16 protein-coding genes are annotated in these 16,336 nt (G+C 27.5%); 12 read left to right on the top strand and 4 right to left on the bottom strand.

Going from position 1 to position 16,336, the window contains the following annotated elements:
• Window positions 1-90 precede the first annotated feature (90 nt).
• The 7 genes from ACNI3D_RS06190 (at window position 91) to ACNI3D_RS06220 (ending at window position 5,029) form a co-directional block, all read left to right on the top strand.
• Window positions 91-1,266: an MFS transporter gene (locus ACNI3D_RS06190; protein ID WP_419768637.1), complete on the top strand. Its 1,176-nt coding sequence runs from the start codon at window positions 91-93 to the stop codon at window positions 1,264-1,266.
• Window positions 1,267-1,278: 12 nt separating this feature from the next.
• Complete coding sequence (locus ACNI3D_RS06195; RefSeq protein ID WP_129101213.1) at window positions 1,279-1,578, top strand: YciI family protein; 300 nt, start codon at window positions 1,279-1,281, stop codon at window positions 1,576-1,578.
• On the top strand, window positions 1,571-2,305 hold the full coding sequence (locus ACNI3D_RS06200; RefSeq protein ID WP_419768638.1) for a Rossmann-fold NAD(P)-binding domain-containing protein: 735 nt from the start codon (window positions 1,571-1,573) through the stop codon (window positions 2,303-2,305). Before ACNI3D_RS06195 ends, ACNI3D_RS06200 begins: the two co-directional genes overlap by 8 nt.
• A gap of 15 nt (window positions 2,306-2,320) precedes the next feature.
• The gene (locus tag ACNI3D_RS06205) at window positions 2,321-3,172 is read left to right on the top strand and encodes a helix-turn-helix domain-containing protein (RefSeq protein ID WP_419768639.1); all 852 of its coding nucleotides are present in this window, start codon (window positions 2,321-2,323) and stop codon (window positions 3,170-3,172) included.
• A 65-nt stretch (window positions 3,173-3,237) separates the two neighbouring features.
• Complete coding sequence (locus tag ACNI3D_RS06210; protein WP_419768640.1) at window positions 3,238-3,762, top strand: YbhB/YbcL family Raf kinase inhibitor-like protein; 525 nt, start codon at window positions 3,238-3,240, stop codon at window positions 3,760-3,762.
• Between the two features lie 3 nt (window positions 3,763-3,765).
• The gene (locus ACNI3D_RS06215) at window positions 3,766-4,512 is read left to right on the top strand and encodes a class I SAM-dependent methyltransferase (protein ID WP_419768641.1); all 747 of its coding nucleotides are present in this window, start codon (window positions 3,766-3,768) and stop codon (window positions 4,510-4,512) included.
• A gap of 121 nt (window positions 4,513-4,633) precedes the next feature.
• Window positions 4,634-5,029: a hypothetical protein gene (locus ACNI3D_RS06220; RefSeq protein WP_419768642.1), complete on the top strand. Its 396-nt coding sequence runs from the start codon at window positions 4,634-4,636 to the stop codon at window positions 5,027-5,029.
• A gap of 14 nt (window positions 5,030-5,043) precedes the next feature.
• On the opposite strand, the gene ACNI3D_RS06225 is transcribed toward ACNI3D_RS06220, so the two are convergent.
• The 4 genes from ACNI3D_RS06225 to ACNI3D_RS06240 form a co-directional block, all read right to left on the bottom strand.
• A complete protein-coding gene (locus ACNI3D_RS06225; RefSeq protein WP_419768643.1) occupies window positions 5,044-6,270 on the bottom strand; it encodes a lysozyme inhibitor LprI family protein in 1,227 nt (408 codons plus the stop codon).
• A gap of 70 nt (window positions 6,271-6,340) precedes the next feature.
• Entirely contained in the window at window positions 6,341-7,168 is an 828-nt protein-coding gene (locus ACNI3D_RS06230; RefSeq protein ID WP_419768644.1) for a phosphate/phosphite/phosphonate ABC transporter substrate-binding protein, read from the bottom strand.
• A 10-nt stretch (window positions 7,169-7,178) separates the two neighbouring features.
• Window positions 7,179-8,303, bottom strand: a complete 1,125-nt coding sequence (locus ACNI3D_RS06235; RefSeq protein WP_013134988.1) for an acyl-CoA dehydrogenase family protein — start codon at window positions 8,301-8,303, stop codon at window positions 7,179-7,181.
• A gap of 8 nt (window positions 8,304-8,311) precedes the next feature.
• Window positions 8,312-9,562: a ferritin-like domain-containing protein gene (locus ACNI3D_RS06240; protein WP_419768982.1), complete on the bottom strand. Its 1,251-nt coding sequence runs from the start codon at window positions 9,560-9,562 to the stop codon at window positions 8,312-8,314.
• Between the two features lie 263 nt (window positions 9,563-9,825).
• Here ACNI3D_RS06240 and ACNI3D_RS06245 point away from each other — a divergent pair, with 263 nt between their 5' ends.
• The 5 genes from ACNI3D_RS06245 to ACNI3D_RS06265 all read left to right on the top strand — a co-directional run bounded on the left by ACNI3D_RS06245 (window position 9,826) and on the right by ACNI3D_RS06265 (window position 16,336).
• Entirely contained in the window at window positions 9,826-11,772 is a 1,947-nt protein-coding gene (locus ACNI3D_RS06245; RefSeq protein WP_419768645.1) for a diguanylate cyclase, read from the top strand.
• 75 nt (window positions 11,773-11,847) lie between these two features.
• A complete protein-coding gene (locus ACNI3D_RS06250) occupies window positions 11,848-13,314 on the top strand; it encodes an ABC transporter substrate-binding protein (protein WP_419768646.1) in 1,467 nt (488 codons plus the stop codon).
• Entirely contained in the window at window positions 13,307-15,196 is a 1,890-nt protein-coding gene (locus ACNI3D_RS06255) for a PAS domain-containing sensor histidine kinase (protein WP_419768647.1), read from the top strand. The genes ACNI3D_RS06250 and ACNI3D_RS06255 overlap by 8 nt, the downstream gene beginning before the upstream one ends.
• A gap of 58 nt (window positions 15,197-15,254) precedes the next feature.
• Window positions 15,255-15,809 (top strand): TetR/AcrR family transcriptional regulator, encoded by a 555-nt coding sequence (locus ACNI3D_RS06260; RefSeq protein WP_419768648.1) that lies wholly within the window; start codon window positions 15,255-15,257, stop codon window positions 15,807-15,809.
• Window positions 15,810-15,862: 53 nt separating this feature from the next.
• Window positions 15,863-16,336: a nuclear transport factor 2 family protein gene (locus ACNI3D_RS06265; RefSeq protein ID WP_419768649.1), complete on the top strand. Its 474-nt coding sequence runs from the start codon at window positions 15,863-15,865 to the stop codon at window positions 16,334-16,336.

Genomic DNA, 16,336 nt, shown 5'->3' on the forward strand with positions numbered 1-16,336 from the left:
TTTCTATTTAATAAATTTATTCATTTAGAAAGCCTAGCTTAATAGAGGCGTGATACAATCTTATTAAAAAACATAAAGGTATATTAATTAATGATTACTAAAAAACAAATCTTTGTCATGTCAGCAACAGCAGGAATTAGTGTTGCAAATATCTATTATAATCAACCAATTTTAAATGATATTGCAAAGGACTTAAATGTAAGTCATCTAGCAGTAGGAAATCTAACTACATTTTCCCAAGTTGGGTATGGTTTGGGACTATTTTTTGTAAGTCCACTTGGTGATAAGATGGATAGAAAAAAACTAATTATTATTTTACATGTTTTATTAGGTCTATCTTTACTTGGACTTGCATTTATAAGTAATATTTTTGTTTTATATATTTTAAGTCTTATGGTTGGTTTATTTGCAGTTTCTGCTCAAGTTGTTATTCCAATGGCAGCAGCTATGAGTGGAAAAGATAAGGGTAGGATTGTAGGAACTATCTTTAGTGGATTATTAACAGGAATATTATTAGCAAGAACTTTAAGTGGATATATTACTGATTGGTTTGATAATTGGCATGTTATATTTGGTTTTTCTGCTATTTTGGTATTTTTAACAATAATCTTCATTTCAAGGACTTTGCCAAGTATGGAATCTCATTTCCAAAATAGTTATTTTTCACTTTTAAAATCATCAATTTATCAGTTAAAAAGATTTTCACTACTTAGAAGAAATACCTTATTGATTGCAGTTTCATTTGGAATTTTCTGTTCTTTTTGGACAACTTTAACTTTCAAATTAAGCCAAGCTCCTTTTAATTATGATAGTGACATTATTGGACTATTTGGTATACTAGCAGTAGCAGGTGCCTTATTAGCCCCTTATATTGGGAATATATCAGATAAGATAAATGGAAATGGAATTAAACTGATTTCTATATTGATGATAATACTTAGTGTAATTATAATTAAAGTATTTGATACAAATTTATATGCTTTTATTGTGGCAACTCTACTTTTAGATATAGGATTTCAAGCAATTCAAATCAATAATTTATCTCAAATTTATGGCTTAGATGAAAAAGCACATAGTAGAATAAATACAGCCTATATATCTGCGATGTTTGTGGGTGGTTCAATTGGAACTTTTATTGGAGTACTATGTTGGGAAAAAGGTGGTTGGGATCTTGTAACTTTGCAATTATTAACTCTAGCAATTATCTCTTTAGGGATAATTGTATATAGTTACATGAATAAAAATGTAGTAATAGCTGTTAATTAATAAAGGATAAAAATGTTTATAATAAATTTAACTTATATAAAACCACTAGATGAAGTAGATACTCATCTTGAAGCCCATATAAAATATTTAAAAGAGCAATATAAAGAAGGTAACTTTATAGCTTCAGGAAGAAAAATTCCAAGAAATGGTGGAGTGATACTTTCAAAACTTGATTCAAAAGAGAAGTTACTAGAAGTTCTATCCCAAGATCCATTTAAACTTGTAAATGTCGCAAATTATGAAATAATAGAGTTTGTTCCAAGTATGACATTAGATGAATTTGAAAATTTGAAAGAAAATGTAAATGAATAATATTAGCATTTTAGGTAGTGGTTGGTTAGGTTTTCCATTAGCCCAAGTATTATCAGAAGAATTTTCTGTAAAATTATCTACAAGTACAAATGAAAAAATTGATAGATTAAGAGGTGAAAATATCACTCCATTTATTGTGGATACTACTAATTTAAATGATGAGGTTGATAAGTTTTTATGTTCAGATATTTTGATTATAAATATACCTTCAAAAAATATTGATGGATTTAAAGAGTTGATAAAACATATACTCAATTCAAATATCAAAAAAATTGTTTTTATTAGTTCAATTTCAGTATTAAAAGATGAAACAAGTCCTTTAATTGAAATAGAAAATCTATTTAAAAAGACAAATCTCAAAATAACAATTTTAAGATTTGGAGGACTTATAGGATATGGAAGAAATCCTGCAAAGTTTTTCCCAAACGGCAAAGTTGTAAAAGATGCAAATACACCTGTAAATATGATACATAGGGATGATTGTATTAGTATAATAGGAAATGTAATTAAACAAGATATTTTTGATGAAACTTTTAATTGCGCTGCTCCTTCCCATCCCACAAAAAAAGAGTTTTATACCTATTGTGCAAAAGTATCAGGTTTACCTGTTCCAACTTTTGATTCAGGGAAAAATGAAAGCAATAAAAAAATAGTAAAGAGTGATTTGCTTGTATCAAAACTAAATTATAAATTTATTCATGACGATTTGATGAAAATAGTATTTTAAAAAGGAAAAATCATCTTGACCTATGTAGTGCCAAATTATTTTATTGAAAATAAATATAAAAATCTTTTAAAAATAGATGATTTATTGTGTTTAAATTATATTACTAAAACACAAAACTCCAATGTATATGCTAGAACAACAATGCATAGTATTGGTATAGTACTTGAAGGTTCAAAAGTTATTCATCTAAGTAATGAAGATATTAATATACAAAAAACAGATATATTTTTTCTTACTCAAAATAACTATTATATGAGTGAAAGATTGGTTAATGATTCTAAATACAAGTCATTATTAGTATATTTTGATGATAAATTTATTTTTAATTTTATAAATAAATATAATATTCAAATCAATACAAAAGATGAAGAGAGTACAGTAAAGGCAAGTTATAAAAGTGATAAATTATTTGAAAATAGTGTACAAACTTTTCAAGAATATTTAAAAGTTGATTTCAATGAAAATCTTTTAAAACTTAAAATTGAAGAGATATTTCTACAAGCAATAAAACACAATGAAAAGCAAATGTACTCTTTTTTTAACTCAATTTTAGCTACAAGTCAAGATAGAATCAAATATATACTAGAATCAAACATTGATCTTATCCAAACCCTTGATGATATGTGTAAAATCACAAGATTATCAGAAAATAAAATTAGAAGATATATTAAAAAAGAGTTTAACCAAACTCCAAAAATATGGCTTGATACAAAAAGATTAGAAAAAGCAGTTTTACTTTTAACTACTACTAATAAAAGCATCTCAGATATATCTACAACTTGTGGATACTCTACTGTTTCATGGTTTATTTCTCAATTTAAAAAATATCACAAGCAAACACCTAAAGAATTCCGACATAAAATCTAAGATTTCTTGTACATATATATTTTAAACTTTTGTAAAATACTTATAGATTTACAAAAAGGAAGAGTATGAAAAAAATATGTATTGGATTAATCTTTAGTGTTGGTTTGTTATTAGCCCAAGGTTTTACTTTAAGTAGTAATGATATACAAGGACAACTTTCAAATGAACAAGTTTTTAATGGCTTTGGTTGTACTGGAAAAAATATCTCTCCACAACTTTCTTGGAAAGATGCACCTAAAGGAACAAAATCTTTTGCAATAACTGCTTATGATCCTGACGCTCCAACAGGAAGTGGTTGGTGGCATTGGGTAGTTTTTAATATTCCAAAAGATAAAACAAGTTTAGAAAAGGGTTTTGGAAATAAAGAGTATTCAAATATCATTCAAAGTGTGACTGACTATGGTAAAACTGGCTTTGGTGGTGCTTGTCCTCCCATTGGAGATAAGGCTCATAGATACATTTTTACAGTGTATGCTTTAGATATAGATAAACTTGATTTAAATAAAAATGCATCAGCAGCTTTAGTTGGATATATGATTAATGCCCATGCAATAGAAAAATCATCAATTATTGCTTATTATGGGAGATAATATATGAAAGAATCAAACAGTTGGAATGCAAATAAATATAAAGAACATGCAAATTTTGTATCAAATTTGGCATTAGGGGTAGTTGAATTACTAAATCCAAAAGAGGGTGAGAAAATTTTGGATTTAGGTTGTGGTGAGGGAACTTTGGCTTTAGAGATAAAAAAATCAAAAGCTGAAGTTATTGGTATAGATTTAAGTGAAGATATGGTTGAAAGAACAAAATCTAAGGGAATAATAGCAAGTGTTGGAAGTGCTACTGATTTGGATTTTGAAAATGAGTTTGATGCAGTTTTTTCAAATGCTGCATTACATTGGGTAAAGAATAGTGAACTTGCAATTGATAAGATAAATAAAGCATTAAAAAAAGAGGGTAGATTTGTAGCTGAATTTGGTGGCTATGGTAATATCAAGAGTCTAACTGATGCTATGCAAGAAGTTTTTGATAAGTATCCTTCCTGGGGAGAATTTAATAATCCTTGGACTTTTTTAAGTGATACAGAGTATAAAACGCTTTTGGAAAATAATGGTTTCATTGTAGAATATATAGAACTAATACCAAGACCAACACCAATTGATGATATCACAAATTGGTTAGATATATTTGCAAATGGCATAACAAAAAATTTAAAAGATGAGCAAAAAGTATTATTTAAAGAAGAAGTAAAAAAGATATTAAAACCAAAACTATATAATGAAAAAGATGGTTGGATTGCTGATTATGTAAGATTAAGAGTTAAGGCTTTTAAATAATAGATTAAAAGAAGAGTTTGAAAAAACAAATTATTAACTAATAAAGAATATAATCATGGTGAAAGTTTAGAAAATTTAGAATTTAATTTTAAAAGTAATATTTAATAAAAGGATTAATACATTGAAAAATAATGGAAAAGAGCTTATAAAAAAGATATTTAATGAGATATTAGGTGCTTCTATTGTTGATACTAAGATTATTAAAAAATATATTTCTTCTGAGTATATTCAAATTGTTGATGGAAATATCTTAGATTACGATGGTTTTGTAAATCATATGAAAAAACAAAAAGAAGTTATAGAATCTTTAGATGTTGAGTTTTTAACTATTGCTGAAGATAATGAGAATATTTTTACAAATCATATTGTAACAGCTGTTAAAAAAGATGGACAGACAGTAAAAGTGAAAGTTATAGCACAATTTGTTATAAAAAATAATCTTTTAGTGAAGTGTGATGAATTAACGCATATGTTATCAGGTAAAGAAGAAGATAGAGATATAGGGTCTAGACACTAATTCTTTAATAACTTCTAATAGGTCAATATTAGTTTTAATTGATTTGTTCTTTGCTTAGTTAAATATGCTTCCCAATTTTCTTTTTTTGAAGAGGAATTTATTGCTAAAAAGAGTTTAGTATTAGCATCTCTATATTTTATCCAAATCCTTTGAACAGTTCTTATATTATCAAAGGTTATTGGATATGACATTGTATATTCTATACTTGATTTTTTGAGTTTTTTTAGAACTTTTTTGTATGTTTCATTTAATTTTTTGTCATAGTATTTTAAAGAATACTTTAATTTGGGAGTAAAACCTTTTTGTACCTTTTTTAGTAGTTTTAAATATTCGTTTTTTTGTTTAGTTTCTGAATTTATTAGAAAACTAGCTCTTCCTGAACCTCCATGTCCTTCTTCTAAAATAGCCTTTTTTTCGATAAATTTATTTGTATATTTTAAAGCATCATCAAGTAATGTTTGATTTTCTTTTGCAAGTGTATTTCTAAATTGTTTTATCTCTTTTGCTCTTTTTATTTGTTGTTTTTCTTCCTCTTTTTTTGCACAATATCCCATGCCCATACCACTTGTAATAAAATTGCACAAGTCAAATTTAGCAATACCTTTTTGCCAATTTTTATATGTGGCTTTTACTGCTTCCTCATATTCTGCTGGCACATTTCCTCCTCTTACAACCAAATCAAAAACAAGTTTTGCATTGGCTTTTCCAAATCTTCCATTTTTTGCTGCTTCTTGGGCTAATTCCCATATGAAATAAGGTGAAGAGTTTGTATTTTTTATATTGTATTTTTTTATAAATGCTTTTGCATCAAAATCACTAGATTTTACTGCTAACTTTAGAGTCTCTAATTTATTTTTTTCATCATATAATTTTAAATTTGGATTACTCTTTTTAGCTTGTTTATATACTTCTAAAGCTTTTTTAGGATTTGCAAGTTCTAAACTATTTGCTCTAAAAAGTAAATCATCCAAAGCATAAGCTAATGCTTTCTCATGACCTTTTATTGCAGCTTGTGTAAAGTGATAAATGGATTGTTCTTTTGTAAGTACATATTTATATGCTAGTGCAAAATGAGCTTTTGCATCTCCTTTTTTTGCAGCTTCTTCATATAATTTTTTTGCTTGTAATATTTTGCCTGATTTATAAAGATTGTCTGCTTTTGATAGGAGGTCTGTTTCATTTTCTGCAAAACAAAAGTTCAATGAGAAAAATATCAAAATAAGTAGGCTTAAAAGTTTCATTATAATTATTCTTTTTAATGATTATATAGTAAGTTTATTAAATAAGGTTTATCTAACTAGTAGGAAAATCCTACCAGTTATTTTTCACTAGATCTTGTTCTTTCATAGCAGTTGTTAAAACATCGTAACCTTTTAACTCTTCTTGTCCTGTTCTAACCCATTTATTTAAACCTTCCATTTGCATCATTTTTTTGATGATTGGCTCATTTGGGTCTTGTGCTAATAACATCTCTGTAAATGTTTTTTGGATAGATTCATCTAAAGTATCAAGTACTGTAAAGTTACAATGACAATACCCTTCACTTACATAAAATGATTCTATCTCTCCACTTGGAAACATTCCATCTTCAAGCATTCTAACCCATGAAGTAATCCCAATAGCACCTGCATCTATTTCATTATTTAAAATAGTATCAAGTATATCAAACTCACTTCTTCCTGTATCTCCATGTTTCCCAAGGTCTGAGTTAAATCTTACGATTTCTATATCATCAAAATCTTTAGCTTCATTTTGAAGATATTTAAGTGGTAAAATTGCAGCTTGAGCAGAGTCTGCACTTCCAAGGGCAAATTTTCTCCCCTTTAGGTCATTGATACTTTTAATACCACTACTTGCTTTTGTAATAAATACCGATTTAAAATCAATATCTGTATCTCTCATAAGTAAAGCTTTTGCTCTACCTTTACTTAATTCATGGGTTCTAACCCAAGCAACATTTGTATTCCATGCAATATCAATTTTACCTGAAAGTAAGTACTCAATTTGTGCTTCATAATTTGAAAAAAGCATATAATCTAGTCTTACACCATTGTCATTAAAATAATCTCTTATAATATCCCAGATTGTTACAATCTTTGGATCATAAGCTACTGATCCTACTACTATTGGTTTATCCATTTTTTTCTCCTTAAGGAATTGGTTGATTTGTTAAAGCTTTTCCAAGCCAAATTGAAAGTACATCAGTACTAGGTGCCATAATTTGAGCTGCAAAGGCATCTCTTAATAATCTTTCAATAATTATTCGTTTGGCATAAGCTGTACCACCACCTATTTTCATAGCTTTTGTACAAACTTCAACTGCAGCTTGTGAGGCATTAACTCTTGCTGATATAATTTGTACCATTGCATCTTCATCGCCATTTAATGCACTTTTAGCGGCAGCTAAAGTAAAGTGTTTTGCTGCTGTTGATTTTGTATAAACTTCAGAGATATGATTTTGAACAGTTGGGATATTACATAAAGCACTCTCATCACTATATTTTCTATTCATAGAGTAATCAATAATAGTATTAGAAGCATTAAGTGCAACACCAGTATAAACAGCACTTAATCCTAAGATAAAGAATGGTGCAACAGTATTAAATATTTGCTCACCAGCTGTTGTAGCTTCACCAACTCTATTTTTTTCAGAAATTTTTACATTTTCTAAAACCATTGGCATAGAAGCATTTCCTCTCATACCAAGTCCATTCCAACTTGATTCTTGAAAAGTAACACCTTCACTTGCAGGAACTATCCAGTTATCAAGTCCTTCTCCATCGGGACTATTTGAATCAAGTAGATAATAATCAGCGTATAAAGCAGATGTAACAAAACTTTTTCTTCCATTCATAATCAAACCATCATCTGTTCTTGTAACTTTTATTTCTGGAAGATAAAAGTGTGTACCTGTTCCTGATTCACTATATGCAAGGGCTAAAAGTATTTCACCATTTGCAATTTTTGGAAGAAGTTCATTTTTCATCTCTTCACTTCCATGTGTTGCAATACAATTTGTTGCAACATTGTGCATCATATAACATAAAGCAGTTGTAGCACAACTAGAAGCAAATGCTAATACAGTTTGCGCATGATCTTCTATATTAAGTCCCATACCTCCATACTCTTTTGGTACAAGTAAACCTGTAAGCTTCTCTTTTTTGATTGCTGCAAAACTATCTACTGGATATTTTGCATCGGCATCTACCGCATCAGTATAAGGTGCGATATTTTGCTTGGCAAAATCTAACATTTCATTATATATATTACTCATTTATTTTCCTACATAAAATTTGGGGTGTGTACATTGGAAATATCATTGGCTAACTCTTCATCCATTCCAATATCTATTAATCTTTTGATTCTATTTGTATTCATCGTAGCTTTTAACTCTTCTACTAAATCAAAACCTCTTTTATAATCAACTGGGGAATCACTTCCTCCTGCTAAAATGGCCAAAGATTCTAAAAGTATAGATGACTCAGAACTCACTTCATCCATAAACTCTTTTCTTCTAAAAGCTGTATTTTTTAAAGCATTTATTCTTTTTGGATTTTGTTGTATTGCTGATTTAACATGCTCCATTCCATATGCTACATGTCTTATCTCATCTCTTTTTGAAAGCTTTATTATTTTTCTTGTTGTTTCATCTGGCATATGTTTTTCCAAAAAACTTAAAAGGTCTATAAAGGTACCTTCTCCCATTACATGAAGTAAAAAAGAACTTTTTATATAATCATCTTCTTTGAAAAGAGAGTATAAGGAACGTTGGGTTATTTCACTAGAATATTGAAATCCTCCTCCATTTGCATTGGCTCTTTTTGTAAAAACTTCAATATGTCTGGCTTCATCATTCATCAATGAAGATAAAAATAGAGGTACTTCCATATAGTATGGATTTATTTTACTAATAAACTTTCCTGGGATATATAAAGCCGAAAATTCATTTTCAACTAAATAAGTCATGATTTGGCAAACTGCTTTTTCAATTATTGGATTTAATGTTGGTATTTCATTCCATGCAATATCACTTGTGGCATTCCATTGTGCATGTTTTCCTTCTTCATATAAAGCAGATACTGGTTCTGACCAAACTTGCTCTTTATGTGATAGCTCAAAGTCATAAAATGGAGTTCCATCTTGGGGTTCAATACCTCTTGTCATAAGTCCATTTGAATCAGGAGCTTTTTTTAGAATTTCATCTGTTAGTTCTAAATCTTTTAATTTAGGATTAGAAGAATCAATTCCTTTCATTTTTTTACCCCAAGAAGATTTATTAGCAAAAGAACTCTTATTTATCTTCTGGATTTTGTATGAGTATTGTTCTTTCAAGCCTTCACGACCCAAATAGAGATGACCTCTAAGTTTTGCCCAACCTCGAAGTTCTATTTCGATGTTTGGTTTAAAAGAGACTATTTCGATAATCTCATTAGTGTTTGCTATTAAGAAAGCATTTTCAAGTTTTAGAAAAAGTTCTTTAGAAGGTGGCATATTACCAATTGGTATAGATATTGAATGATTTAAAGGATGCAAAAGAATCTCCAAAATTGTACTTAATTTTGGTCCATCTTATAATTATGATGGAATCTCAGCCTGAGACCTGAATTTTGTAATTTTAGCAGAAGATACTACAAAAAAGATTAAAAAGTAAAAAATTTTTTACTTTTTCTTAAATAACTCACTAGTTTTGTTACTTAATTAAATATAAAGAAAGAAAAGTAATTCTAATGATTATTTAAGTAAAATAAAATATAAATATAATTATGCATTTAAATTATATGGGTATTGGGAGGCTTATGGATAAGAAAAGAAAGAGTGATTACGAGTTAGATAAATTAATTGATATTAACTCTTTTAAACAGATTTTGGATAATTTTTTTAAAGCAACAGAAATACCCAATGGACTTGTAGATAATAATGGAAAGGTAATTGCTGAATCTGGTTGGAGTGATGTATGTAATAATTTTCATAGGAAGCAGCCTAATTCAAAAAAGTTTTGTGAAGAAAGTAATCTATCTCTAATACAAAGTTTATCAAAAAATTCTATTTCTAAAAAGAAGTGTAAAAATGGTTTGATAGATTATGTAGCACCGGTTATTGTAGATAATAAAGTTATAGCAATACTATTTTTAGGGCAATTTTTTAATAAATCCCCAAATTTAGATTATTTTATTTCTCAAGCAGAAAAATATAATTATGATGAAACTAGATATATTGATGCAATAAAAAAAATACCAATAGTGACAGATGAAAAAATGAAATCTTTGATGCTGTGTATTGTGGAAATGATTGATGTTTTGGTATCTGAAAGTTTATCAAAAAAAAGAGAAGATAAATTAGAATTAAATCTAAAAAAAACAAATAAACAAAGTGTTGAACTACAAGATATTTTAGATTTTTCTCCTTTAGGTATTGGATGGACAAATAAAGATGGTGAAATTGAATATGTAAATCACAAATTTACAGAGCTTTTTGGATATACCATTGAAGATATACCAACATTAATGGTTTGGTTTATAAAAGCTTTCCCAAATAAACAATATAGGGAAAATCTTATTATTCCATGGAATAATAAAGTAATAAAGTCATTTAATGAAAAACAACAGCCACCAGAATTAGAAGCAACTATTACCTGTAAAGATGGTACTAACCGTAGAACACTGATTCGGTTATCATGGATAGGAGAAAAAAGATTAAGTAATTTTAGTGATATTACAATACATTGGAAGAATGAACTTAGAAATCGTAGTCATGATAATATGTTAGAAATGGTAGCAAAGGGTGTTGATTTAAAAGATATTTTGCATAATATTATTAAAACAATTGAGTTAGAAGATAAAACATCTATTTGTAGTATCTTGTTATTAGAAGATAAAAAATATTTATTAATTGGATCTTCTCCTTCTCTTCCTGCTTTCTTTAATGAAGCAATTAATGGAGTTGAAATAGGAGTAGGAGTAGGTTCTTGTGGAACAGCTGCCTACTTAAAAGAGCGTGTAATTGTTGAAAATATTATGGAAGATGAGTGTTGGAAAGATTATAAAGATTTAGCAAAAAAAGCCAATTTATATTCATGTTGGTCAGAACCAATTATTTCATCAACGGGTGAGGTTTTAGGAACTTTTGCTATTTATCATAATAAACCAACTTTACCTAAAGAACAAGATTTTGAACGTATTAAATTTGCTTCAAATTTAGCTTCTATAGCAATTGAAAATAGAAATGCTAGAAAAGAGTTGGAACATAGAGCATATTTTGATTTTTTAACAAATCTACCAAATAGACGATATTATATTGAACAATCAGAATTAGAAATATCTCGTAACCATAGATTTGGAGGTATTCTATCAATAATTATGTTTGATATAGATCACTTTAAATTATTAAATGATAAATATGGACACAATGTGGGTGATTTAGTATTAAAAAAAATTGCAGATATAAGCCGAACTGTATTGCGTGATATAGATATCATAGGTAGAATTGGTGGTGAAGAATTTGCTATTTCTTTACCTTGTACTGATGTATTTGAAGCAGAACAAATTGCACAAAGATTGCGAATTGAAATTGAAAAAGGGGAAATAAATTTAACAAAAGAGACTTTATGTGATTTTACTGCTTCATTTGGAGTATCTACAAATAGTGATAATTATAACATACAAGAGTTATTAAATTTTGCAGATATCGCCTTATATGAAGCTAAATCTGGTGGTAGAAATAGAGTTTGTATTTTTAGAAAATAGCTTTAAAAATTTATTTTTTGATAATTTTGAGAAATTTTAAGCTAAAATAATAATATTAAATGATTAGGAAATATTATGAAAATCTCACAAATTTTTCTACTTGGCTTATTTTTTTTAGTACTTAATGCTTGTGATGATAAAAGTAACGATTCCCATTTAAAATATAAAAATCAAACTATTACTATACTTTCTCCTAATTTTGATAAAGCAATTACTGGTCCTATAAAAAAAGAGGTAAAAGAGTTCGAAGATAAAACTGGCGCAACAATAAGAATAGTTTCTCCTAGTTGGGATGATATGATTCCAAAGATAAAGGAGTCTTTTGTAGATGAAAAGATAAATTATGATGTTTTTGTGATTTTTTCATCTTGGGCGGGTTCTTTATTAGCTGATGGACATGCTGAAGAAATACCAAAATGGGTTGAAGAAAAAATAGATTGGCAAGATGTATTACCAATTTATAAAGAAAATGTACTTTCTTGGAATGATAAATATTATTTTCTTCCTTATGATGGTGATTGTATTAATTTATATTATAGAAAAGATATTTTTGAAAATGAAGAGTATAAAAAAAGATTTAAAAAAATTTATAACTATAACTTAGAGGTTCCAAAAACTTGGAAGCAATACAAGGATATCGCTGAGTTTTTTAATGCTTGGGATTGGAATAATGATGGAAAGATAGAATATGGTGTTGCTGAAAGCAGAAGAAGAGGTTATGGGACTTTACTTCAATTCTTTGCAAAAGCAGCTGCCTATGCAAAATATCCAAATAATAAAGAATTTTATTTTGATATGAATATGAATCCAAAGATAAACAATCCAGCTTTTATAAAAGCATTAGAAGATTATATTGATATTATGAAATATGCACCTAAAGAGATTTTAAATTTTGCACCTTCAGATGTTAGACAAAGTTTTATAGCGGGTAATGTTTCCATGGCTATTGATTGGGCAAATACTGGTGCATTAGCGCAGAATTCAAAAGAAAGCATTGTTAAAAATAAAGTTGGATATGCAGAACTTCCAGGATCTAATAGAGTATATAATTCTAAAACTAATAAATGGGAAAATCTGTATAATAATCCATCTTCAATAAGTGGTAATTGGGTAATAGTTGTTAATAAAGATGCAAAAAATAAAGAATTGGCATTAAACTTTGCAGCTTATTTAACTTCAAAAGAAATGACCACAAGATATGTTCCTGTAGGATGGAGTGGAATTAACCCTTCAAGGTATTCTCATCTTAGTTTAACAAACTTAGATTTATGGGAAAATAATTCATTTTCAAAAAATTCAGCTAAAGATTATTTAAAAGTTATATCTAATTCATTGTCAAATGAAAATGTTGTTATGGATATAAGAATTCCAGGGGCAGATTTATATTATGATAGTTTTGATAAGTACTTAAATAAAGCAATAATAGGAGAATTAACTCCCCAAGAAGCACTTGATCTTACAGCTCAACAATGGAATAAAATAACAAAAGAGCTTGGAATTGAAAACCAGATAAGATTTTATAAGGAGTCTTTAAATGAGTGATTTGAAAATAAAAGACATTAGTTTATATAGTTTTCTAGTACTTGCTTTAGGTTTGATTTTAATTAGTACTATATTATTTATTTCATTGAATAAAATAAAATCTCTTAATAATCAGTTAATCTTAATTACAAATGTGAAAAATAGTTTTTTAGAAATGAAAATTAATAGTGAAGCACTTTTAATAACAAAAAACTTAGATGAGACTTCAAAATTGTGGTCTAAATCCATTGAAAAGTTTGAAAAAGAGATAATTTTGTTATCTCCTGTACGAAATAAGAAGATTGAAGATTTATGGTACATAAGTAAAAAAGAGATAACTGATATTAAGGCTATTATTAATAGTAAGTTATTAGAGCCACAGAATCTACATGAAAAATCTCTTTTAATGCTAAAGGGTGAAATGTTTGCTTTAGAAGAGAATAGTAAGATGTTTTTAACTATAGATTCTTTAACCAAAAAAATAGAGTTTCTTTTTCAATATGAAAAATTCATATTAGATGAATTTACAAAAATTGATAAAAATGATTATGCTTATATTTCTAGACAAATAACACTTACAACATATTATTCAATATTTTTTCTTCTTTTTATCATAATTTTAACTGTAACAATTATTTTTATTATGAATAAAAAAGTTTTAAAAATTGAAGTTAAATTAATGGCTACACAAAATAGTTTAAGAGATAGTTTATCAGAGTTGAAAAACTCTAGAAAGTTGTTACAAAATATAATTGACTCTGTTCCTGCTTCAGTATTTTGGAAAGACAAAAATAATGTATATGTAGGTGCAAATAAATTCTTTTTACATGATGCTAAATGTGAAAAACAAGAAGATATAATTGGAAAAACTGATTACGAAATGCCTTGGAAAGATACTGAAGCTTCTAAATACATTAGTGATGATAATAGTATAATGAAAAGTGGAATAGCTAGATTACAAATCGAAGAAACCCAAACAAATGAAAAAAATGAATTAATAAAAGTATTAACATCAAAAGTTCCTTTATTTGATATCAATAATAAAGTAATTGGAATACTTGGTATTTATATTGATATTACAGAAAAGGAGAAGATTGCAGAAGAGTTATTCCAAAAAGACAAACTTCTAGCACAACAATCTAAAATGGCCTCTATGGGAGAAATGATAGAGAATATATCTCACCAATGGAGACAGCCTTTATCTTTTATTCTTACTAGTGCTACTGGAATTAGGTTGAAAAATGATTATGAATGTTTAGATAGTATGTTTTTAAAAGAGTCGCTTGTTGGTATTGAAAATACAGTGAATCATTTAAATAAAACTATTGATGATTTTAGAAATTATTTTAAACCAGATAAAGAAGCAAAATTCTTCAAAATAGAATTAGTAGTAGATAATGTATTCTCTTTAGTTGAGTCAAAACTTAAAAATAAATTAATAAAAATTGTAAAAAATATTGAAGATGTAAAAGCTTTTGGTTTTGAGAATGAATTTATACAAGTATTATTGAATATCATAAATAATTCAATAGATGAATTAGAAAAAATTAAGTCAGAAAATAAACTAATATTTGTAAAAGCAAAAGAGATAGAGGTTTGTGGTAGTGAAGTTTCAAAAAATGTTTCTAAATGCAAATGTGTAGAAATAAAAATATGTGATAACGCAGGAGGAATTCCAAAACATATTATTAAAAAAGTTTTTGATGCATATTTTACTACTAAAGCTGAAGATAAAGGTACAGGAATTGGTTTATATATGTCAAAAGAGATGATTAAAAAACATATGAATGGCTCTATAACTGTTGAAAATAAGATTTTTACACATGAAAATAAAGAGTATATGGGAGCAGAATTTACAATTTTAATTCCTGCAGAAGAGTATGTTTTAGATAAAAAAGAATAATTTGACAAGATTTAAAAAATAAGCTAATATTTTACCAAACAATCGTTTGGGAAAATAAATGGCAATCAAAAAAACATCTAAAGAAGAAATTTTAAAAGAGTCAATAAAACTTTTTAAAATAAGAGGTTACCATAATACCTCTATGGCAAATATAGCTGAATCATGTGGTTTAATTAAAGGCAGTATTTATCATCATTTTAAAAGTAAAGATGAGATTGGATTAGAGTCTTTAAAATATATTCACAAGTATTTTATTGATAACATTTTTAGTATTGCATATAGAGGTGATTTATCAGATAAAGAGAAGCAAAAACTTTTTATTTCTAAAACTGATGATTATTTTCTAGAAAGTGTTGGCGGTTGTTTGTTAGGAAACTTGGCTTTAGAAGTTTCTACTTTAAATTTAGAGTTTAAAGATGAGATTAAGTCATATTTTTTGGCTTGGGAAAAAGCTTTGGCAAAAATTTTAGAATCAAAATATGGCAAAGATATTTCTCTGAAACTAGCTAAAGAATATGTGTCATTGACACAAGGTGAAATTATGATGATGAATCTTTTTGATTCAAAAAAAAGATATCTAAGTGTAGGTGAAAAAATAACTCAATTATTGTAGTTATTTTTTTTGAATTATTTATACAAACAATCGTTTGGTTGATAAGGAAAAATATGAAAAATGAAATAAAAAAACCACTACCACCTTTTGATTTTGAAAGTGCTAGTATAAAAGTAAAAATGGCAGAAAATGGATGGAACAGTAAAGATGCAAAAAAAATATCTCTTGCTTATACTATTGATAGTCTTTGGCGAAATAGAGATGAGTTTATAAATGGAAGAGATAAGATTATTGAGTTTTTGGAAAATAAATATCAAAAGGAGTTAGACTATAGATTGTGTAAAGAGTTATGGGCATATAGTGAAAATAAAATAGCAGTAAGATTTGCTTATGAATGGCATGATGAAAGTGGACAATGGTATAGAAGTTATGGAAATGAAAACTGGGAATTCAATGAAAATGGTCTTATGAAAAATAGATATGCTTGTATAAATGATTTAAAAATAAAAGAAGATGAACAAAAGTTTTTGTGGAATGGAAATACAAGACCAGATGATTATGCAAGTTTGAGTGAAATGGGTTTATAA

Source organism: Arcobacter siniprincipis (SeqCode) (assembly GCF_048571125.1).
Taxonomy (GTDB): Bacteria; Campylobacterota; Campylobacteria; order Campylobacterales; family Arcobacteraceae; genus Arcobacter; species Arcobacter siniprincipis.